At 61.8% G+C, this 20740-nt stretch carries 18 protein-coding genes; 6 read left to right on the top strand and 12 right to left on the bottom strand.

The window, feature by feature from the left end; translation table 11 throughout:
• Positions 1–186: 186 nt before the first annotated feature.
• Both fbp and Q0367_RS11135 read left to right on the top strand, forming a co-directional pair.
• The gene (gene fbp, locus Q0367_RS11140) at positions 187–1218 is read left to right on the top strand and encodes a class 1 fructose-bisphosphatase (RefSeq protein WP_297635519.1); all 1032 of its coding nucleotides are present in this window, start codon (positions 187–189) and stop codon (positions 1216–1218) included.
• The gene (locus Q0367_RS11135; protein ID WP_297635516.1) at positions 1215–1442 is read left to right on the top strand and encodes a hypothetical protein; all 228 of its coding nucleotides are present in this window, start codon (positions 1215–1217) and stop codon (positions 1440–1442) included. Before fbp ends, Q0367_RS11135 begins: the two co-directional genes overlap by 4 nt.
• 187 nt (positions 1443–1629) lie before the next feature.
• On the opposite strand, the gene Q0367_RS11130 is transcribed toward Q0367_RS11135, so the two are convergent.
• From Q0367_RS11130 to Q0367_RS11110, 5 genes are all read right to left on the bottom strand, one after another.
• Entirely contained in the window at positions 1630–2190 is a 561-nt protein-coding gene (locus Q0367_RS11130; protein ID WP_297635513.1) for a hypothetical protein, read from the bottom strand.
• 142 nt (positions 2191–2332) lie between these two features.
• Positions 2333–3709, bottom strand: coding sequence for a winged helix-turn-helix domain-containing protein (locus Q0367_RS11125; RefSeq protein ID WP_297635510.1), 1377 nt, complete (start codon positions 3707–3709; stop codon positions 2333–2335).
• 19 nt (positions 3710–3728) lie between these two features.
• The gene (locus Q0367_RS11120; RefSeq protein ID WP_298982275.1) at positions 3729–4628 is read right to left on the bottom strand and encodes an ABC transporter permease; all 900 of its coding nucleotides are present in this window, start codon (positions 4626–4628) and stop codon (positions 3729–3731) included.
• The gene (locus Q0367_RS11115) at positions 4625–5557 is read right to left on the bottom strand and encodes an ABC transporter permease (RefSeq protein WP_297635504.1); all 933 of its coding nucleotides are present in this window, start codon (positions 5555–5557) and stop codon (positions 4625–4627) included. The genes Q0367_RS11120 and Q0367_RS11115 overlap by 4 nt, the downstream gene beginning before the upstream one ends.
• Before the next feature lie 76 nt (positions 5558–5633).
• On the bottom strand, positions 5634–7436 hold the full coding sequence (locus Q0367_RS11110; protein WP_298982272.1) for a peptide ABC transporter substrate-binding protein: 1803 nt from the start codon (positions 7434–7436) through the stop codon (positions 5634–5636).
• Between the two features lie 304 nt (positions 7437–7740).
• On the opposite strand from Q0367_RS11110, the gene Q0367_RS11105 reads away from it, so the two are divergent.
• Positions 7741–8118 carry a zinc ribbon domain-containing protein gene (locus Q0367_RS11105; protein WP_297635499.1) on the top strand — a complete coding sequence of 126 codons (378 nt, stop codon included), beginning with the start codon at positions 7741–7743 and terminating at the stop codon, positions 8116–8118.
• Between the two features lie 7 nt (positions 8119–8125).
• On the opposite strand, the gene Q0367_RS11100 is transcribed toward Q0367_RS11105, so the two are convergent.
• Positions 8126–8770 (bottom strand): vancomycin high temperature exclusion protein, encoded by a 645-nt coding sequence (locus Q0367_RS11100; RefSeq protein ID WP_298982271.1) that lies wholly within the window; start codon positions 8768–8770, stop codon positions 8126–8128.
• 146 nt (positions 8771–8916) lie between these two features.
• Here Q0367_RS11100 and Q0367_RS11095 point away from each other — a divergent pair, with 146 nt between their 5' ends.
• A complete protein-coding gene (locus Q0367_RS11095) occupies positions 8917–10563 on the top strand; it encodes a transglycosylase SLT domain-containing protein (RefSeq protein WP_298982269.1) in 1647 nt (548 codons plus the stop codon).
• 7 nt (positions 10564–10570) lie between these two features.
• On the opposite strand, the gene Q0367_RS11090 is transcribed toward Q0367_RS11095, so the two are convergent.
• Positions 10571–11548, bottom strand: coding sequence for a DUF1385 domain-containing protein (locus Q0367_RS11090; RefSeq protein WP_298982267.1), 978 nt, complete (start codon positions 11546–11548; stop codon positions 10571–10573).
• Positions 11549–11780: 232 nt separating this feature from the next.
• Here Q0367_RS11090 and Q0367_RS11085 point away from each other — a divergent pair, with 232 nt between their 5' ends.
• Positions 11781–15296 carry a BREX system ATP-binding domain-containing protein gene (locus Q0367_RS11085; protein ID WP_298982265.1) on the top strand — a complete coding sequence of 1172 codons (3516 nt, stop codon included), beginning with the start codon at positions 11781–11783 and terminating at the stop codon, positions 15294–15296.
• 37 nt (positions 15297–15333) lie between these two features.
• On the opposite strand, the gene Q0367_RS11080 is transcribed toward Q0367_RS11085, so the two are convergent.
• Genes Q0367_RS11080 through Q0367_RS11060 form a run of 5 tightly spaced genes read right to left on the bottom strand, consistent with a single transcriptional unit; the run spans position 15334 to position 19738 of the window.
• Positions 15334–15747 carry a diacylglycerol kinase family protein gene (locus Q0367_RS11080; RefSeq protein WP_298982262.1) on the bottom strand — a complete coding sequence of 138 codons (414 nt, stop codon included), beginning with the start codon at positions 15745–15747 and terminating at the stop codon, positions 15334–15336.
• Positions 15748–15780: 33 nt separating this feature from the next.
• Complete coding sequence (gene ybeY, locus Q0367_RS11075) at positions 15781–16299, bottom strand: rRNA maturation RNase YbeY (protein WP_297635483.1); 519 nt, start codon at positions 16297–16299, stop codon at positions 15781–15783.
• A gap of 1 nt (position 16300) precedes the next feature.
• Positions 16301–18535, bottom strand: coding sequence for an HD family phosphohydrolase (locus Q0367_RS11070; RefSeq protein WP_298982260.1), 2235 nt, complete (start codon positions 18533–18535; stop codon positions 16301–16303).
• A 10-nt stretch (positions 18536–18545) separates the two neighbouring features.
• Positions 18546–19013, bottom strand: a complete 468-nt coding sequence (locus Q0367_RS11065; RefSeq protein WP_297635476.1) for a GatB/YqeY domain-containing protein — start codon at positions 19011–19013, stop codon at positions 18546–18548.
• A complete protein-coding gene (locus tag Q0367_RS11060; protein ID WP_298982256.1) occupies positions 19010–19738 on the bottom strand; it encodes a TVP38/TMEM64 family protein in 729 nt (242 codons plus the stop codon). Before Q0367_RS11060 ends, Q0367_RS11065 begins: the two co-directional genes overlap by 4 nt.
• A gap of 172 nt (positions 19739–19910) precedes the next feature.
• Here Q0367_RS11060 and Q0367_RS11055 point away from each other — a divergent pair, with 172 nt between their 5' ends.
• Positions 19911–20681: an HAD family hydrolase gene (locus Q0367_RS11055; protein WP_297635470.1), complete on the top strand. Its 771-nt coding sequence runs from the start codon at positions 19911–19913 to the stop codon at positions 20679–20681.
• The last annotated feature ends 59 nt before the right edge of the window (positions 20682–20740 follow it).

Genomic DNA, 20740 nt, shown 5'->3' with positions numbered 1-20740 from the left:
TTTCAATATAGCGAACAAAGTAAGTATAACGCTCGCCGGCGCACCTGTCAAACGCCCACGAAAGCCCAATCGGGGAGGTCGCTCCATGTAGGGAGAAAGTCGGATGCAACTTTTTCGCAACTTTGCTCGTGATATACTCACAACGCGACGGCTGCTGCGCAGATTGCCTTTCACAGGAGGTCAACGATGACTGATGTACAGAGCTACTCGGGCAAATTGGTGACAATCGAACGCTTCATCCTGGATCAACAGCGCGCGCACCCCACGGCGACCGGCGTCCTCACCAATCTACTTTATGACCTGGCGTTGGCGGCGAAAATCATCGCCAGCAAAACGACGCGCGCGGGCCTGGCGGAAATTCTAGGCAGCGCCGGCGAGGAGAACGTGCAGGGCGAAGAGGTGCAACGTCTGGATGTCTTTGCACAACGCACGCTATATCGGCTGAACGACCACACCGGCCGATTGGCGGTGATGGCGTCGGAGGAGGTGGAAGACATCATTCCGATTCCGGAGCGCTATCCGACCGGTCAGTACGTGCTCGTCTTTGACCCGCTCGACGGCTCGTCCAACATCGACGTCAACGTGAGCATCGGCACCATCTTCGGCGTGTATCGCCGCAAGACGCAGGAGGGCCGGGGAACGCTGGAAGATGTGCTCCAGCCAGGCCGCAACCTGGTGGCGGCGGGCTATATCCTCTATGGCGCCAGCACCATGATGGTCTATTCCACCGGGCAGGGGGTGCATGGTTTCACGCTCGACCCTGCGATCGGCGAGTTCTTGCTCTCTCACCCCAATATCAGGCTGCCGGAGAAGCCGAAGTATTACAGCGCCAACCAGGGCTATCAACCCTACTGGTCGCGTGGCGTGCAGGCGTATACGGAGTGGCTGCAACAGGACACTGCAGAAAAGAAGGCGCTGTCGCTGCGTTACATCGGCTCGCTGGTGGCCGATTTTCACCGCAATCTCCTCGCCGGCGGCGTCTTTTACTATCCGGCCGACCGCAAGGACCCCAAGAAACCGGGCGGTAAATTGCGCTTGTTGTATGAGGCGGCGCCGCTTGCGTTCCTGATCGAGCAGGCAGGCGGGTGCGCTTCGGACGGCAGACGCGCTATTCTGGATATTCAACCGGAGAAACTACACCAACGCACGCCGCTTTTCATCGGCAATCGACTGCTTGTGGAAAAGGCGGAGGCTTTTATTCGCGAATATGATGGATGAACCGCCATCAAACTTTGCGGAAAATTGGTTTTCAGGAATGCATGGTGTGCAGTTCGGTGACGCCCTTGCGTAGAAGGCAACCTTTCCGGAAGCTGGATGGAATTTCACAGGAGATTCTGACGACGAAGAAGCGCAGCTACCCGCTGCGCTTCTTTGAATTCCCCAAGACCTTGCGGTGCATTGAGCACGTGCGGCTGGAAGCCGCACCGCCGGCGTTCCCCTGACCCCCTCTCCCAGCCTTGGGAGAGGGGGTCAGGGGGAGGGCCTTCCCCACAGCTTTTGAGTCCACCGAGGGTCTGCGGCTGCGAGCCGCACCTGCAAGGAAACCAGTTTGTTAAAAATCTAGAGTTTTTTGGAAAACAAAGCCGATTGTATAAGGTGAGGCGATAAGCTTCTGTTTTTCCTTGTTCTTTACTTCTTCCAGGTGTAGACGGCCGACCTGCCGAAGGGCAGATTATCCAGATCGATGTTGGCGGCGTCGCCGTCGGGCTTGAGCTTTGCCCGCTCGATGATCAGCGCCACCAGCTCCGGATCGAAGTCGCGATCCTCGCGATCGATCGAAATCTCACCCGGATACTGATGGTAAATCTGAATCTTGCAATGCTTCGGATGCGTATCGCGGCGGTCGATGACGATGTCCATGCGGTAGATGTTCTTCCACGCCCACACTTTGCGACGGCTCCAGAAGCGGAAGGGGATATAAATTTCCAGCCCCTCCTCGGTGACGATGAACTTGCGCGTCATCAGGAGCAGGTCGCCGTACAGAAAGAGCAGGCCCCAAATGATGAACACCCAGGCGATCGCTTCGGCAAAAAAAGTATGGGTCAGGTCTGCCACAAACGCTGCAATGCCTGCTGCGAGCATGGCGAAGCCGATCGCCATGTTGCGACTTTCGCCGCCGAAGACAATGGCGGCTTTGGGGGGAGCAGTCTCTTCAGCCTGACTCATGGTCATCTCGGTCGCGTCGGCCATGGATGTTCTCTCCTCAGACAAGCAAGATGGTCAGAAGACGTAGTTGTTTTGTTTCGATAAGATAAATTGTCAGTCAATGCGCTTAAGTATAGCGGGAAGGATGACCAGCCGACAAATTTTTTTCGTGATTTTGCGCACAATCCTACTCGACGACCAGGCGATACCCGCGCCCGCGCACGGTGGTCAAAAAGCGAGGAGAAGCCGGATCGGGTTCGATCTTTTGGCGCAGCCGGCTCACCAGCTTCTCGATGCGGGCGTCGTCGACCTCGTCGATGTAGCTCTCCCCCCAGACGTGGGTGACGATCTGATACTTGTCGATGATTTTGTTTTGATTTTGGAAGAGCAGTTGGATCAATTTGTATTCCAGCGCAGTCAACGTTTCGACGGGTGCGCCGTTGACGAAAACCTCGCCGCTGGCCGAGTCCACCCACAGCGTGGCCGCCTCTGGGCGCGGGGGCAGGCTCTGTCGTTGCACATAGTCGGCGAGCAGACGGCTGAACATTTGAAGACGCCCCTCCACCCGATTGAGCAGGTGGCGACGCAGCAATTGATCGATGACTGCCGGGTCGGGCGTGTGGTCGGTGACGTTCAAGGCGGCGAGCTCCGCTTTCTCCTCCGGCGTGCACTCTTCCCAAATTTTGGTGCACTCCCGCCTCAGGTAGTCATCCTCCAGCAAGGCGCCCGCCAGACGTCGATGAAAGCGCCAGCGCTCCAGCGGATCGGTGGGCGGCGGGTGGGCGCTCTCCAAGGCTTGATGCAAGAGACGGCAGACGCCTTCCACCATGCGCGGGTGACCGCCGCTCCACTGATAGATGAAGTCGATGTCGGCGTTGGTGAAATTCGCCTCGTAGGCGGTCATGTACCGGCGGATCTGCTGCTCCGTGTCGGAGCGGGTGAGCGGCGCCAGCCACCAAATGCGATGACCGAACAGCTCGGCGAACTCGCCGTGACGACGATCCGGGTTGAGGACGGGCAACGGGCGACCGGTGGCGGTGACATAGACGATCTGGCGACTGTGGCGATCTTGCACCGCACGCAGGTTGAGAAATACGCGCGCCTCGATGTGGATGAAGGGATCGTCGAACTCGTCGAAGAGCAACACCAGCCGCTTGGTGGTGGACTCCAACGCAGCGGTGAGGCCGCGGCTGAAACTGAGTGGAATTTGAAAGTCGCTCTGGGGCGCCACCAACGTGTCGTAGGCGTTGACCAGCTCCGGCAACATCGAGAAGCCGGGGTTGGCCTCCTGCAAGCAGCGCAGCACCAGCTCGGAGAAGCCCTGTTCGGTCAGGTCGAGGATGCGGTTGCAGTCGATGTAGACGGGCAGAAACTCCTGCGCCGCCTCTCCCAGCTCTTTGAGCCACACATCTGGCTGCGCAAGCAGCCGCAGCAGCGCCGACTTGCCGATGTTGCTCATGCCGACGATCTCCACGCACTGCATGGCGTAGAGTTGCCGCAGGAGATTTTCAACGTCATAGCGGCGCATATAGTCGCCGTTGAGCAGGCGCAGCGTCAAAGGCATTGAGCGTTCAAGTCCCGGATCATCGGTTCATGGAGGCGTCGAAGGCGTCGCGCAGCCCATCTCCGAAGAATGTGAATCCCAGCATCGTGATGGCGATCGCCAGCGTCGGGAAGACGCCGAGATGCCAGTAAACGCGCATGTAGGAAAGCGCATTGCCCACCATCTTGCCCCAGCTCGGAATCGGATCGTTGATGCCCAACCCCAGGAAAGAAAGCCCCGCCTCGGCGAAGATCGCGGTTGGGATGCCGATGGTGGCGGCGACGATCAAGGGCGCCACGGTGTTGGGAAGCAGATGGCGAACGGCGATGCGCGTGCTCGTCGCACCCAGCATGCGCGCCGCCAACACAAAGTCGCGTTCGCGCAGGGAAAGCAATTGTGCGCGCAACAGGCGACAGGCGTCCAGCCACGCCACCACGCCCAAGGCCAGGATCACATTGAACAGGCCGCCGCCAAAAACCGAAAGCAGCAACAGCGCCAGCATCAGCGCCGGCACCGCCGTAAAGACTTCGACCAGGCGCATGATGAAGTAATCGACGGCGCCTCCCGCCAGCCCCGCCAGCAGCCCCAGGGGAATGCCGATGAGCAGCGCCATCGCCATCACGCCCACGCCGACCGTCAGCGAGATGCGCGTGCCGTAGATGATGCGCGAGTAGACGTCGCGCCCCACCTCATCTGTGCCCATCCAGTGCTCCCGGCTGGGAAATTGCAACGCCTTGGCCGGGTTGGCGGCGTCGTACGGATAGGGAGCGATGAAATCGGCGAAAATCGCCGTCAGCAGGAGTATGGAGACCATCGCCAAGCCGAGGAGCGCCAGCTTGTTGCGGGCGAAGCGCCGCGCGGCGTCTCCCAGCAAGGTGCGCTGTTTGGGCAGATCCTGAAGCTGCCGACTTTGCACGGAGGCCAGCGTTGAGGTGCTCATGTTCGGCTCTTCTCCAGACGCACGCGCGGATCGACGACGGTGTAGAGGATGTCCGTCACCAGATAGACCAGCGACCAGACGACCGCCACCAGCAGCATCAGCGCCATGATCATCGGGTAGTCGCGCGCCAGAATGCTCGTGACAAAGAATTTGCCCAGCCCCGGCACGCGGAAGATGCTCTCGATAAAGATGGTGCCGGTGATCAAATTGGGAATTTGCGGCGCCAGGATGGTCAAGAGGGGGATCATGGCGTTGCGCAGCACATGGCGCACCATGATCTGCCGGTCTGAGAGTCCTTTGGCGCGTGCGGTGCGGACGTAATCGGAGCGCGAGACTTCGAGGATGCTGGTGCGCGTGTAGCGGGCGGTCAGCGCCATGGGGGCCAGCGCCAGCGCCGCCACCGGCATGACATAATGCTGCCATTGACCCCAGCCGCCGGTCGGCAGCCACTTCAGTTGCACGGCGAAGAGCAGGACCAGCCACACCGCAATGACGAAGTTGGGCACCGTGATCCCCAACGTCGCCGTCGCCGAGGTCAGGTAGTCCACCCAGGTGTTCTGGCGGGCGGCGGCCAGCGTTCCCAGCAGCAGGCCGAGCGGCAGCGCCACCAACAACGCTAGGCCGCCGATCGAAGCGCTGACCGGCCATGTGCGCGCGATCAACCCCGACACCGTTTCGGTCGGGCTTTGAAAGGGAACGCCGAAATCGCCGCGCAACGCGTTGCCCATGTAGAGCAAATATTGCTCCACCAGCGGGCGATCCAGGCCATATTTGCGCATGTAGTTGGCCTTGGCCTCCGCCGAAAGCGGCACCTTGTCCTCGTTGTAGGGGCCGCCGGGAATGGCGTGCATCAGCAGAAAGATGACGACGCTGACAATGAAGAAGACGACCAGCACGCCCACCAGTCGGCCAAACAGATAGCGAGCCATCGGAGCATCTCCCATCGCCCCTTCCTCAGCGCGTCAATTGACGCACTGAGGGAAGGGAACGAATCCACGATCGGGTTTACTGCGGCGGCTGGCGATAGTTGGCTACATCCTTGGTGATGTAGACGCCCGACAGCAGGTCGCTGAAGGTGGAGAAGCCGGGCCAGTGCCAGGCGGCGACGCCGTTGTTGTCCGGCTCCAGCGCCGGCCCTTTGATGAAGGGCTTGATCAGATCGCCCGGCGTCTGGTGATAGACAAAGACGAACGCAGCGTCTTCCACCAGAATTTTCTCCGCCTCCTGGAACATGCGGGTGCGCTCCGCCGGGTCGCCGGTGAAGCTGGAGGCCTCCTTGACCAGGCGATCATATTCGGCGTTGCTCCACGGATGGCGACCGCCGCTGAGGAAGACGCCCAGCATGTTGCTCGGGTCGAGATAGTCCATGCCGTAGGAGATCAGCGTGAACTGCACCTGGGTCGGCTTGGCGTTCAGTTCGTCCATGTAGGATTTGAAATCCATGTTGGAGACTTCCACTTCGACGCCCAAGTGTTCCTTGAGGGCCGCAGCGTAGGCCTGCGCCACCGCAACCGGCGTCGGCCCTTCGGCGCGCAGCTTCATCACCAGCTTGGGGAAGCCTTCGCCGTTCGGATAGCCGGCTTCGGCCAGCAGTTGTTTGGCTTTCTCCACATCATAGGGGTAGGTGTCCTTGAACGCCTCAGAATTGGAGGCCGGGAAGCCGGGCATCAGGAAAGAGTAAGCCGGGATGCCCTGCCGCTTGACGATGTTGGGAAGGATGGTGTCGCGGTCGAGCACATGGGCGAAGGCCTGGCGCACCAGCAGATTGTCGAACGGCGGCTTGGAGACGTCGAACGCAAAGTAGTAGGTGCGGAAGTCGCCGTAGTGCGGATGATATTGCGCGCTTAGCTCTGGGTCGTTTTCAATCAGCTCCAGGTCGGCCGGTGAAAGCGTGCCGCTGCCCCAGACGAAGTCGATTTCGTTGGCTTCATAGGCGGGGAGGAGCTGCGAGGGCTGGCCGATCGCAACGACGACCAGGCGCTGAATGTACGGAATGTTCGTGCCTTTGTAGTCCGGGTTGATCTCATACACCAACCGTTGATCCTTGGTCCATTCGACCAACTTGTAGGGGCCGGACGAAACCGACGTGGCCGGGTTGGAATTGTACAGGCCACCGTGCGTCTCAAGCGCTTTCTTCTGCAGCGGGGCGGAGTAGAGCAGCATGGCGGGCAGATAGGGCGCCGGCATCTCGGTGGTGAACTCCAGCGTATGCGCATCTACGGCGCGCACGCCGATCTCTTCGACCGGAACTTCGCCGTTGACCGCTTGCGTCCAGTTCTTGATCACGCCCTGATAGTACCAGGAGAAGTCCCAGGCGTGCGTTGGGTCGGCGCCGTAGCGGAAGGTGGCGACGTAATCGTCGGCGGTGACCGGCGTGCCGTCGTTCCACATCAGGTTGGGGTCGAGTTTGAAGGTCCAGACCAGCCCGCTTTCATCGACCGACCACTCCGTGGCTGCGCCGGGGTTGACCTGGAAATTTTTGTCAAGACGCACGAGCGAATCTGACAACAGATCGGTCAGGGCGTCGGCGCGCTCATAGACGGCCTGGAAAAAGTCGATGGTGGTGAAAGTGCGCCAGCCGCTGTAGGGATAGATCAACACCTGCTGATCGAGGGGCGCGGCGTCAGGCGGCAGCTCTTTGCCGAGCGCATTGACGACCGGACCGGCTGGGGCGGCTTCCGGCGCAGCGCTCTCAACGCCGCCAGGAGCAGCCGGCGCACACGCCTGCAACAAAAGCGCTACGATCAAAAAGAGCGCCATCCAGGTCGAGGTGCGTTTCGCCGCGAGCGGGATCGTTTTCGGTTGCATGTTCGTCCTCCGTACACTTGGTCAGATTTGGCGGGTTGGAATTACACTTGGACGGCAAGGTATTGTATGCGACGGTGAAGTTTCGTGCAAATCGTTCTGAAAAAATCGAGTTGTCTTTGTGAAGGGTTGCGAAACCATCTCATACGACACAGGTGCGAAGAAGCAGTGTGTTGAGTGCGTTGACGCAGGCAAGCTGTAATGATAGACTGTCTACAAAGAAACCACCTGAAGGACAGCCCACAGCTCTCAGGAATGCGCCGGAAGCGCTGTTTGGGCGCTGTTTGAATGAAATGAGCGAAACAAGATGACCGAAGTCTCACGCATCTGTCCGCAATGCGGCAACCATTTTGCGCTGGAGGCGCGTCACTGCAGCCACTGCGGCTACGATATGGAGGCGGCGTTGCCGGCGCCGCAAAGCACGCTGCCTGCCCTGGTTGGCAAAGCCGCAGCCCCCCTGTTGGTGGGCGCCGCCAGTCTGGCCGCCAGCGTCGGCTGGCGACTTTTGCAGACGCTTCTGAGCCGACCCGCCAAACCGTCCGCTCCACCGATTCAGGTGCGCGCCGATGCGCCGGTGCGTTCCCAAAGCCGTATGACGATCCGCATCACCACCTCCTGGGTGGTGGGGGACGCCAATGGCAACTGGCGCAAGGGACATTCGGAGCAAACGATCGAGATTGAATAGGCGAACTTTACCGGATGGGGATCGGATCGCCCAGGACGGGCGGCGGTGAACGACGGAGGATGTCCAGGAGCGCAGCAAAGGTGGCGGGCGTTTCGCGGGCCTCTGACCATGCGATGCTGCGCGGATGGTACTGGCGACGATCGGCGACGACGCCGGTGGCGGCGATGCCAAGGCTCTTGCACAGAAAGAGCGCGCGCGGCAGGTGGAATTCTTGCGTGACGATGATCGCCTCTTCGACTTGAAAGATATAGCGGGCGCGATAACAGGAGTCGTAGGTGCGCCGCCCTCCGTAGTCGGGTTGGATGTCCTCCGCCGGCACCCCTTGCCGAATCGCGTACGCCATCATGGCGCCAGGCTCGTTGTAGTCCTCCAGGCTATTGTCGCCGCTCATCAACAACTTTTCAACCTTTCCCGCCTTGTACAAAGCAACGGCTGTGTCCACGCGATCCGCCAGCATCGGGCTTAATCGACCATCGGGGTAGACGCGCGCCCCCAGCACAAGCGCCACGCGCGCGGAGGGGGCTTCTTCCAAGGTGTAAATTGCAGCGGCGTAAGTGCGTTCCACCCAGGCGCGCCAGGCGAATGGAAACGTCAACGCAATCAACAGCACAATCGCCGCCATCAAGAGCCAGACTCGAACGCCGAATTTCATATCCCTGATTATTCTCCAGCTCCATACTTTGTTCAGTGATCGTGTTGACGTTCTTGTCGTGATCTGTTTCGCTCTGTTCAACGGCGCAAGGAAAGCTGCAGTTCCCGAACTTGACAGCCGCCATCGCACCCTCCATACTACCTTGCATGCAAACGGACGACGCAACCTTTCCCGGCGACGAGACCCACCCGACCAGCCGAAAGACGCTGAACATGCCGGTGGCGCCGCCCGATTCCCTATCCCTCGAGCGCGGTGAGCCGCCGGTGCAGGAGTTCGATGATCTGTCGGACGTGGATGCGGTCTCGTCGGAAAACGCCCCGCATGCGTGGGAAATCCCCGACCGCCTCGACGAGGTTCTGATTGTCACGCTTCCCGCGCGTCGCTGGGAGGTGGAGCCCGGCGATGTAGTTGCGCTGCCGGTGACTGTGTTCAACAACAGCCGTCGCAAGCTCTCTGCGCACGTGTACGTGGAAGGCTGGCTCGACGAGCGCTGGATGGTGGAGCCCTATGTGCAGGCCACCCTGGAGCCGGGCGAGCGCATCACCCTGGAGCTGAATCTCTCTCCGCCCCGCCACGTCGGCACAGAAGCCGGCGACCACCCGCTGGCCGTCGTGGTTCGCTCGCCGGAAGAGCCGTTGCGCATGGTCAGGTTGGGCTTCACGCTGCGCGTGCTTCCGTTCAAGCGGTTGGCGCTCGAGGTGAGAGGAATGCCCGGGCCGGCGGCGTGGTGGCGACGCGCGCTCGACGTTTCCGTGCGCCTGAGCAATCAGGGCAACTGCCCGCTCACCGTGCATTTGGAAGGGTGGACGACGACGCCGGCCGCTTCGCTTCACCTTCCCGGCGGCGAGACGTTTATTCTGCCGCCGGGAAGACGCCTCCATGCGCCGTTGCGCCTGACAGTTCACCGCCTGCCCTGGATCGGTTTGCACAGTCAAGAATTGCTTTTCACCGTGCGCGCATGCTCTGACGAAGGAGAGACGCTGGCGCAGGTGCGCAGGAGCGTTGAAGTGCATCCCATCCTGGGACTGTGGCAGCTCGCCGCCATCGGTGCGCTGGGGACGGTGGCGGCGGCCAGCGCGCTGTTGCTCGTCGTCGTGAGCGTCCTGCTGATGCGCTACGCAGCGACTCCGCCGCCTGCCGTTGCAGGGGAGCCGGCGCCCGCCGTGATCGTTGTGGCGCTCAATCAGCCCCTCGCTTCTGCGGCCGCTTCATCTTCCGCTCCGGCGCAGTCGGCCGACGCTCCCCGTTTGCAACCGGACTCTTCAGCCCCCCTCGTCCTGCCCGACCAGGTGACGGCGCCGGGCAGCGGTGGGCCGGTCCGCGCTCTTGCAGCGCCCTCCACCGACGTCAGCGCTCCACCGCCGGGCGGGCCGATGACCTACGCGCAGATGTTTCAAACCATTGCGGCGCAGTACGACCTCGATTGGCGCATACTGGCGGCGCAGGCCTATGTTGAGAGCGGGTTCGATTCGCTGGCGCTGAGCAGCGCCGGCGCCATGGGGCTGATGCAGGTGTTGCCGACGACGTGGCGAGAATGGGCGCCGGTCGTCGGCGTCAACGATCCCTTCGACAGCTACAGCAACGTCCAGGTGGCGGCCATCTATCTCGATTATCTGCGCACGCAGCTTGCTCGCCAGGGCCGACCGGAGAAAGAATGGATGTTGGTGGCTTACCACTGGGGCATCGACAGGCTCAGCGCTTTTCTGGCCGAAGGAGGCGACTGGCAGACGCTGCCGGAGCTGCACCGGCGCTACGCCGAGGACATTCTGCGCATCGCCCGCACCCTTCCTTGAAAAGATGCTAATCGGCCGGAGCTGGGGACTCCAGATTGGTGGAAGGCTCCGCCGGAAGCGTCGATTCGCCCCCTGGAACGGGCAGTTTGCCGTCGGCGATCAGGACGGGCTGCAAGGCGGCGATGGCGCATTCCACCATGCCGTCATCCGGTTCGCGCGTGGTCATCTTTTGTAGCCAGAGGCCCGGAGCGATCAACATGCGCATGAAGGGGTTGCGGTCATGCGCAGCGCTAAAGCGAATGATCTCGTAGGCGATCGAGGCGACCACCGGCACCAAAGCCAGCCGCGTGACAAAACGGAGCAGCAGCGCCAGCCAGCCCGGCTCCACGTCGGAAAAGGTCAGCGGGGCGAAGAGCAGGATGCTGATCACCAACACATAGAGCAGAAAACTGGTTCCGCAGCGCGTGTGCTGCACGCTGAACTTTTGCACCTCGGCCACAGTCAACGGCGCGCCCGCCTCATAGGCGTTGATGGTCTTGTGCTCGGCGCCGTGATAGCCGAACACCCGACGAATGTCGTTGAACCGCCCGATCACCCAGAGATAGGCGATAAACAGCAGCAGCCGAATGACGCCCTCGAACAGGGCGTCGACGAGTGGATCGTCGTTCACATAAACGGCGAGCAGACGTGCGGCGAAGGTGGGCAACAGGAAAAAGAGCGCCACAGCGAACGAAAGGCTGACGGCGATCGTGGTCCAGGCCACCGGGCCGGTGAACTCCACCTGTGCGTCCTTCTCTTCGCGCGCAGCGACCTCGGCGCTCCAAAACAGGGCGCGAATACCCAATCCTAACGCATCCCACAGCATGGCGAGACCGCGCACAAAGGGCCATTGCCCCCAGGCGCTGGTGTAAATCTTCGCCGTCAACGGCTCTTTGTGAACCATAATCCGCCCATGCGGGTCGCGCACGGCGACCGCCATGCTTTTGCGCCCCCGCATCATCACGCCCTCGATGACGGCTTGTCCGCCGTAATACTGTTTCGCCATGGCGCGAAATTGTACCATGAATACAAAATGACGGCGCAATTGTGAAACAGGCAAAGAGGTGGAAGAGCGATAGGATGAAGCGCAATTACGCACTGCGTCATGACTTTCTTGCCTGCGTAACGCGACGTAAGGTACAATGGAAGATGCAATTTCTGAAAAGCGTAGTCAAGCGGCGATCGGAACGATAACACACCGATCGGTTGCTGTGCGTGGGGATTTTCCACCTTCGTCCATGAGTCAGATCAAAACAATCGATGAACGCCAGGCAGGCGCACCTCAGCCCAGGATTCGCATCTACACCTTCGGCGCGTTGCAGGTCGTGCGCGATGGCGTTGCGGTCACGGAAGGCGACTGGCACACGCGCCAGGCGCGACAGCTGCTCAAAATTTTGATCACAGAGCGCCCGCGCGCCGTTTCCACCGATGTGCTTATCGAGATTCTGTGGCCGAGCAGCGCGCCGAACGCCGCCGCCACGACGTTGCGCAGCGCGGTCAATGCGTTGCGCAATGTGCTCGAGCCGGATCGCCCCAGTCGCGCGCCTTCGCGCTACATCGTCACGCAGACGCCCGGCTATGCGTTTCATTTGGCGCCGGAAATCTGGCTCGACGTCGAGGAGTTCGAGCATCTGCTCAACCGCGCACACCACAGCGCCGATCCTGCGCTGCGTCTCCAGTTGCTGCAACGCGCCATTGACCTTTACCAGGATGATTATCTCGTCACCGATCTATACGCCGACTGGCTACAGGTGGAGCGAGATCGGCTGCGCGAGCGCTATTTTGGCGCTTTGCTGCAGGCGGCGGAGCTGCATGCAGAGGCCGGGCGCTACCCGGAGGCGATCTCCCTCTGTCGCCGCCTTCTGGCGCGGGATGAAGTGCGCGAAAACGCCTATCAAGCCTTGATGCGCTTTCAGGCCGAGTCGGGCGACAGCGCAGGCGCCCTGCTCACCTATGAACGTTGCCGCACCATCCTGAGCGAAGAACTGGGCGCAGATCCCAGCCCGTTGACCCAGCACCTGCACCAACAAATTCTTAAGGGAGAAATCGAGACGCGGCCCTTCGTCACCCCTCCGCTGGTGATGCGCCCCCCGTTGGAGGCGATTTTACCTCCGTCTGTCAGTGAACAGCGCTCGCTCGAGCTGCCTCCCCGCACCCTGTTGACCGCCTTCGACGCCGGCTTTCCCTCGGCTTTCGTCGGGCGCGAACGCGAAATGACGATCCTGCGGGAGCGACTGGAGCGCGCGCTGAGCGGACGCGGGGAGTGGGTGATGCTTTACGGCGAAGCCGGCGCAGGCAAGACGCGCCTGGCCCATCAGTTGCTCGCCGAGGCGGCCAACCGCTCGATGACCGTCATCAGCGCAGGCTGTCAGTTCCTCGAGCGCGACCTTCCCTTTGGCCCCCTGGCCGATGCGTTCGCCAGATACTTCTATGCGCTGCCGGATGCAAACATTCAGGCGCTTCCGGCCGGCGCGTTGACGGCGCTGGCGCAGATCATCCCCAGCCTGCAAGATCGACTTTCTCATCTTCCCGTTGCGGTGATCGACTCGCCGGCCGTTGGCGAAGAAAACCGCCAGCGCCTCATCGACGGCCTCGTGACGACCGTGATCGCGCTGGCGACCCTGCGGCCGATGGCGCTTTTTATTGACGACCTGCAATGGGCGGATGCGGATACGCTCACGACGCTGAATCGCCTTGTGCAACGCATCTCCGATCTGCCGTTGCTCTTATTGATGGCTTATCGTAGTGAAGAGTTGACGGAGAATGAGGCGCTGGCGGCCTTTGTTCACGCAGTTCATCGTCTGCAGCGCGATGCTCAGGTGCCTGTCCCTCGTTTCACCCGCCAGCATGTACAGACGCTCGTGCAGCTGCATCTGGGCAGAGCGGACGGACAAACGCCAGGCGTCGATGCGGCGCAGACGGCCAGATTGGGCGAACTGCTCTACGAAACGACGCAAGGCAACGCCCTGTTTGTGGCGGAAGCGCTCCACGACCTGGACGAGCGCCTGTCGCTGGGGGACGTGAATCACGCGCTGCACGCGCTGCTCGATGAGCTGACCGAGGAGCATGCGCCCGCCGCTCCGCCCAAATTGCGCAGCCAGCGCATCCAGGAGCTGATCATGGAACGCGTCGAGCGGCTGCCCACCGAGGCGCGCGCCGTGCTCAACCTGTGCGCAGTGATCGGTCGCGACTTCAGCCTGGACCTGTTGGAAAGCGCCGCAACCTTCGATCCGCTGGGTGGGCTGGAGACGCTGCTGGAGCGCAAATTCCTGATCGAACGGCCTGACGAACGCATCGATTTTGCTCATCATCTGGTGCGCCAAACCGTCTACGACCGCTTGAGCCTGCTGCAACGGCGCAGGCTTCATCTCGCCGTGGCGGAGGCGCTGGTGGACCTCGGTCAAGAGACCACGAACCCGGGCGAGATCGCTTTTCACTACAGCTGCGCGGGCGGCAGCCATCGCCTGCAGGCGGCGCATTACAGCATCAAGGCGGGCGAAAAGCTCTTGCACACATACGGCTTTCGTCAGGCGGTGGAGGCGTTCGACCGCAGCCTGCAGCTGCTCGAATCTCTCCCCGAAGCCTCCCCGGAGCTCACCCGACAGGCGCTCCAGGGGCGAGGCATGGCCTTTGAAGGGCTGTTCGATCCGGAGGGAGTGACGGAAACCTATCGGCGGCTGCAAAATTGGGCGCGAAAACACGGGGATCGCACGCTCATGCTGGCCACCTACAGCCGCCTGACCACGATGCTCGGCCTGCTCGGACAGCAGGCGGAGAGCAATCAGGTGCTGGACGAGTTTCTCGACGCCATCCTGAGCGCCGACACCGATGCGCCGATCCCGCGCGTCCTGTTGGACCTGCTGAAGCGGCGCAGCCGCATCTACGCGCCCGTGGAAGAGGTCGACGGAGAGTGGACGCGCTATCAGCCGGCGCCCCCTCCAATTCCGAATCCGGAGCAGGACCTCCTGCTCTTCCTGGAGCCAGTGCACGCCGTTGTGCCGCTTTTTGAATACGGCTGGGTGTTGCTGGTTCAGGGTCAGGTGGGCGAGGCGACGCGCGTGCTTGAAACCGTGGTTGACCTGGCGACCGAGACCAATCAGCCGTCGATCGCCAGCGCCGCCTATCATCAGTTGGCGCTGACCGCGCGCATCCTAGGCGACGCCGAGCAGAGCCAGGCGCTCAATGAGGAGAGCATCGCCATCAACCGCGCCGTGGCGGGCGCTGCAGGCGAGCTAGGCAGCATGTGGCCGCGCATCTCGAGCGGTTTTCTGGCGCTGCAGGCCGGTCGGCTCGACGAGGCGGAGCGCCGCTTCCGCCGCATCGTGGAGATGCCGGTGGACGCCGCCCTCTTTCGCGTCTATCGCAACAGCGCAGAGATCGGTTTGGGCCTGGTGGCGCTGGCGCGCGGCCAGATCGAGGCAGCGCAGCGTCTGCTCATGGCCGCGCAGGCGGATCGGTCCAACTTCTATCCGTACACCTACGTCCAGGCGCTGGTGGGTCTGGCGCGCATCGAGCATCTGCGCGGCGCAATTGAGGTGCGCGATCGTTGGCTGCGCAAGGCGCTGCGCTTCGCAGGCGAGCGCAGCCTGTTAGAGGAGTATATCCTGGTGTTGGTCGAGCTGGCGCAGATGAATGCTGCAGGCGCGCCTATGAATGCGCTGATCGACTCCGTCTACGACTATGTGCAGTCCATTCGTCTGGAGTCCGCCATCGCCGCATTGGAGGCGCTGCGCGCCAGAGGCGTCGCCGGTTAAAAACGTGGTCGCCCCCGAAGGTTGCGCGAATTCTTATTCAGACGAGGAGCGCCCAGAGACGCGGGCCGAAGATCGCCGCTGCGACGCACAGACTGCCGATCACCATGAAGACCATTCCGCCGGCGGCTACGTCTTTGGCGAGTCCGGCCATCGGATGGTAGTGGGGCGAGACCAGGTCGACGACTGTCTCGATCGCTGTGTTGATGCATTCCAGCGCCAGCACCAGAAAAATGGTCAGCCCCAGCAGCCCCCACTCCAGCGCCGAAACCTGAAAATAGAAAGCCGCCACGGTCACCACCAGGAGCGCCGCCAGCTTGATGCGCACGTTGGGTTGCGTGCGGATGGTGTGCAGCGCGCCGTGGATGGCCGCCTTCAGGCTGAACCAGCGGCCGGGCCAGAAGCCTCGATCGCGACCGTTGATGGCGCCTTGCGCCGAATGCGAAGATTGCATAATCATCCGTCTTGAATCCCTTTCCCCGTCCGGTTATTCGTAGATGCGTCGCGCCAGCGCTGCATGACCGAACTGCGCCAGAATCTCCTCTTGCAGCGACCCCATGGCGCGCTCAGAAGTCTCATCGTCGTGATCGTAGCCGAGCAGGTGCAGCACGCCGTGAACAACCAGCAATTGCAGCTCGGCGGTGACGCTGTTTTGGTAGCGCGCGGCCTGGCGCGCACTGTAGGGGTATGCAATCACCAGGTCGCCGAGATAGTGTTGCATTTCCTCCAGCGCCTCTGCAGGCAACGCAAGCGACGGCGCGCCAGGAAGGCTTTCCTGCGCAGCAAAAGTGAGCACGTCGGTCGGCTCGTCGATGCCTCGATATTGTGCGTTCAGGCTGCGGACATACTCGTCCGTCGTGAGCGCAACGGTCAGCCCGGCTCGTTCGACGTTAAGTCGGCGCAGCGTCGCCTCCGCCGCAGCACGAATTGCGGCCACGTCGATGGAATCGGTGAGCGCTTCATCGATTTCGACGGCAATGTCGTATCCAAGGGACGGCGTATCCATTTTATCCTTCCATGGCAGGCGTCCGTTGCACATCCGACGACGGGGCACGCTCCTCCAAGCCCTCCACCTCCCAGCCTGCGCGTTGCGTCGTCTTACGGCCCGCTCCATTGCCCTCAGGAGCCCGAGCGGGCTGCTCCTGTGGTTGCACGGACGCGCTTTCCGGATATTTGATGCGAGGATGATGGACGCCCTGGAGCACCTGCAGAAAGACTTCTTTGATGGTCTGCAGGTCTCGAAACGTGAGGTCAGAATCGTTCAACTCGCCGCTGGCCACCCGCTCGTCGATGAGGCGATTGACCAGCAGTTCCAGCTCTTCTCGAGAGGACGGCCGCATCGCCCGCACCGCTGCTTCGCAGGTGTCCGCCAACATCACGATGGCGGTCTCGCGCGAACGCGGATTGGGGCCAGGGTAGCGGAAATCCTCTTCGTTGACCGTGGCGCCATCCTGGCTCTGTTGCTGAGCCATCAGGTAGAAATATTTCACCAGGGAGCGGCCATGGTGTTCGCGGATGAAATCTTGAATGCGTTCGGGCAGCTTGTATTTCTGCGCGAGATCGACGCCGTCTTTGACATGGCTGATGATGATCTGCGCGCTGGTCAAGGGGTCGAGCTTGTCGTGGGGCGAGGAGCCGTCCATGATGTTTTCGGCGAAGAAATAGGGCCGCACGGTCTTGCCGATGTCGTGATAGTAGGCGCCGACGCGTACGAGCAGGGCGTCGGCGCCGATGGCGGCGGCGGCGCGTTCGGCCAGGTTGCTGACAAGGATGGTGTGATGATAGGTGCCGGACGCTTTCAACAACACCTGGCGCAGCAGAGGATGCGTCGGACGGCTCAGCTCGTTCAACTGCAGCGGCGTCACAATGTCGAAAAGGTTGCCCAAAACAAAATAACCGATGAGCGCGATGGCGGCGGTCAGGGCGCCGTTGACGACCGTTGCAAGCAGGAGTTCGACGAGCATGGTCGAACTGTAGGTGCTAAACGGCGCCGATATGGCGATCAGCACGGCGAGATTGGAAAGGCCGACGACGACGCCCGCCCAGATAAAGGAGTTCAGCCGTTCGGCGCGACCCACGAGCAACACGGCCAGCATGGCGCCGGTGGTCTGATAGATCACCATGGTCGCGTTTGTCGGCAGCATATAAAGCAACAGCAAGGCGAACATCGTGATCAATACCTGCGCCACGCGCATTTTGCAGAAGACCGAGACCAGAATGGCGTAGGCTGCCAGCGGGTAGATGAACGGCAACAGCGGATGATTCACGATCATCGCCTTTGCGGCCAGCAGCCAGATCACGGTGATGACGAGCAGGAGGGCCTGTTCGCGCAAATTCTGGAGCAGGGGACGCCGCACTTTCGCCAGCGCGCTGAGCGTCACGGTGAGCCACAGCAGGACAAAGACGGCGTTGCGCGTCACCGTCCAGAAATCCCATTCGGACTGCAATTTGCTCAGGGCGGCGAGTTTTTCGACCTGTTCGGGCGTGGCGCGATCGCCGCTGCGGATGACCGTTTCGCCCCTGACGAGCGTGATGGTTTGTGGGGGAACGCCGGCGCGCGCCTCGGCGCGCAAGGCGGCGGTGCGTTCGGCGTTGTAGAAGCTGTTGGGACGGATCAGATTTTTCACCAGCTGAATCGCCACGTCGCTGGCGTCTTCATCCAGGCTCCGACTGACGAGGGCGGGCACACTGTTGCGCGCCTGGTTGATCGTCGATTCCCGGATTTCGAGGCGCATGACGCGGTCGAGCACGGCGATCACCTCATGCTCGACCTGCGCCCACTGCTCATCCGAAAGCGACAGGATCTGCACAGCCGTCTCGGCGTCCAGCCCCAACTCCTCGATCGCCAGCAGCTCGTTGGTCTTTTGCGCCAGCGTCTTCTCCTCTTGCCGACGAATGGCGGTCGCCTGCGCCAATGCCTGACGGGCAGCCTCGATGCGCTGTCGCCGAATCGACGCTTCCTCGAAGTCGTATTGATCCGGAACCTGTTGCGCTGCGCGCTCGCGCGCGCGTTCGGTCAGAACTTCGCTCTCGAAGGTGATCGGCTGCGGCGCAACGACCGTGAACGGTGCGATCTCGCCCGGCTGGAGCAACAGGCGACTGCCGTAGGGGAGCTGCCAGGCCAGCAGCGCAACCATCGTGATGGCCAGAGAGGCCAACATCAGCAGCGAAAGAATCCATTGGTGGAGACGGTCGCTGCGCAATGTGCGACGAACCGCCCCCCAGAACCGTTGAATGTCCATGCGTGTAGAGTTAGCGGGCAAGCAGGCGCCGCACCACCTGATTCACCGTTCTCCCATCTGCGCGTGCGCCCGTCTTCGCCAACACGGCCGGCATGACCTGTCCCATCTGTTTAGGCGAGTCAGCGCCCAGCTCGGCGATCACGGCGCGTGCAATCTCCTCGATTTCGGCCTCCGTGAGCTGCTGCGGTAGATATTGTTGCAACACCTGATATTCCAGCATTTCGGCGGCGGCGCGATCCGGTGCGCCGAGCCGCTCAAACTCTTCAGCCGCCTCTTTGCGGCGCTTCGCCTCGCGGCGCACGACCTCGATCACTTCTGCTTCGCTCAGATCATGCGCCTGCTCTCCGCTGGTGCGCGCCTGCATCAGGGCGGTCTTCAAGCTGCGCAAAGCAAGTTTTGCCGGTTCATTGCGCTCGCGCATGGCGCGCTTCAGGTCGGCGTCGATGCGTTCCACCAGCGTCATCGGCATCTCACTCATGACGACTCCTCCCCTGAGAATCGCCTCTGCACCCGTCGATCGATCAACGTCTGCAGCCGCTCCTGATGGCGCAAAAAGAGGACGGTCAGCAGGCCTAGCGCCAGGAGCAGCGCAGCCAGCTGCCAGCCTGAAAGCCACCAGACGCCCGCGCCGGCGGCCGCCACCACCATGGTCGAGGGTGCGCGAATTGCCAGCGTCAACAGAAAAATCTTCGTGAACGAGACCTGCGACAGCCCTGCCATAAAATAGGGCAGGTCGCCGGTCGGCGCCAAAAGAATTGCAAACCACACTGCAGTGCTCGTGCTGAAGGTCATGCGCTCCCAGCGGCTGAGGCGCTCCGCCCCCACCAGCCGCTCGACCAGAGGGCGACCGAAGAGGCGCGCCAGCGCCATGGCGGCCATCGAACCGATCAACACGCCCAGCACGCCGAACACGCCTCCCCAAAGCGGGCCGAACAGATAGCCGGCGGCGGCTTGCATCACATAGCCGGGCAGGGGCGCCACGACGATCTGCAACGCGTTGAGCGCAATCAGCGCCAACGGCCCCCATAGGCCAAGTTGGGCAATGAACGCCTCCAACGCAGCTTCGTCTTGCAACAGCGACCAGAGCCATGGCCCAACCCGCCAGGCGCCGATCCCGAAAATCGCCAAGGACAGCCAAAAGAGCCAAAGACGTCGCTCGGCAAGCCATGCCGCTGTTCGCTGAAGGAGACCGCCTCTCTGCATGCGTTTCTTCACGCTCCTTTTCGGACCGATTCTCTACGAATCGGCGCCGTATAGCGCTTGACCATTATACTACAGAGTCGCCCGCCATGAAACGCAAAGCCAACCCATCAAAATGATGATCTGAGTTCTCAGGCGGCCCTGCGTCGCCTCTTCTGTGGTATGATCGGTTTTCATGATTCAGGCCGTGACCTTTGACTTCTGGGACACCATTGCGGTCGATGATTCCGACGAGCGCAAGCGAGCGCGGCTGGGGCTGCCCACGAAGTCCGCCGAACGCATGCAACTTTTCGTCGACCACATCGTGCGGCGCTACCCGCACATCGAGCGGAAGCAGGCGGAGGAGGCGTATCGCCAGGCCAATGCCCGCTTCCAGACGGAATGGCGCGAGCATCAGCGAACGCCGGGCGTCCACCGCCGTTTAAGCTATGCGTATGAATTTCTAGGGTTGCGGCCTGCGCCGGGGCGTTACGCCGCGTTCGTGCGCGAAGTTAACGAGCTGGCGCGTGCGATCGAGACGATGGAGGTGCGCATCGCCCCCGATTTTGCGCCGCATATCCACGCCGTCCTCGCCGAGCTTTCTCGACACTATGCGCTCGGCATCGTTTCGGACACGATTCACACCAACGGCCGCGGCATCCGCCATTTGCTTTACCAGCAAGGGCTGTTGCACTATTTCCGATTCTTTCTCTTCTCCGATGAAGTGGGCGTCTCCAAACCTTCGGCGCAAATTTTTCGCCGCGCAGCGCTGGAGCTGGGATTGCCGCCTGCCATGATCGCGCATATCGGGGATCGCGAGCAGAACGATGTGCTCGGGCCGCTCTCGGTGGGGATGCGCGCCATTCTGTACACCGGCATCGTCGACCGCGGCAGCCACTGCACGCGCGCCCACGCCGTCTGTCGCGATTTTCGCCACTTGCCCTCGATTCTGCAGCGCATGACGTAGAGCCGTTTTTTCACAAAATCACCCGGCAATCCACCCAATAATCCACCCAACAATCATCG

This window comes from uncultured Caldilinea sp., from assembly GCF_937128415.1.
Classification (GTDB): Bacteria; Chloroflexota; Anaerolineae; order Caldilineales; family Caldilineaceae; genus Caldilinea.
Note: the sequence above shows the minus strand (reverse complement) of the source record. Positions and strands in the feature narration are given on the sequence as shown.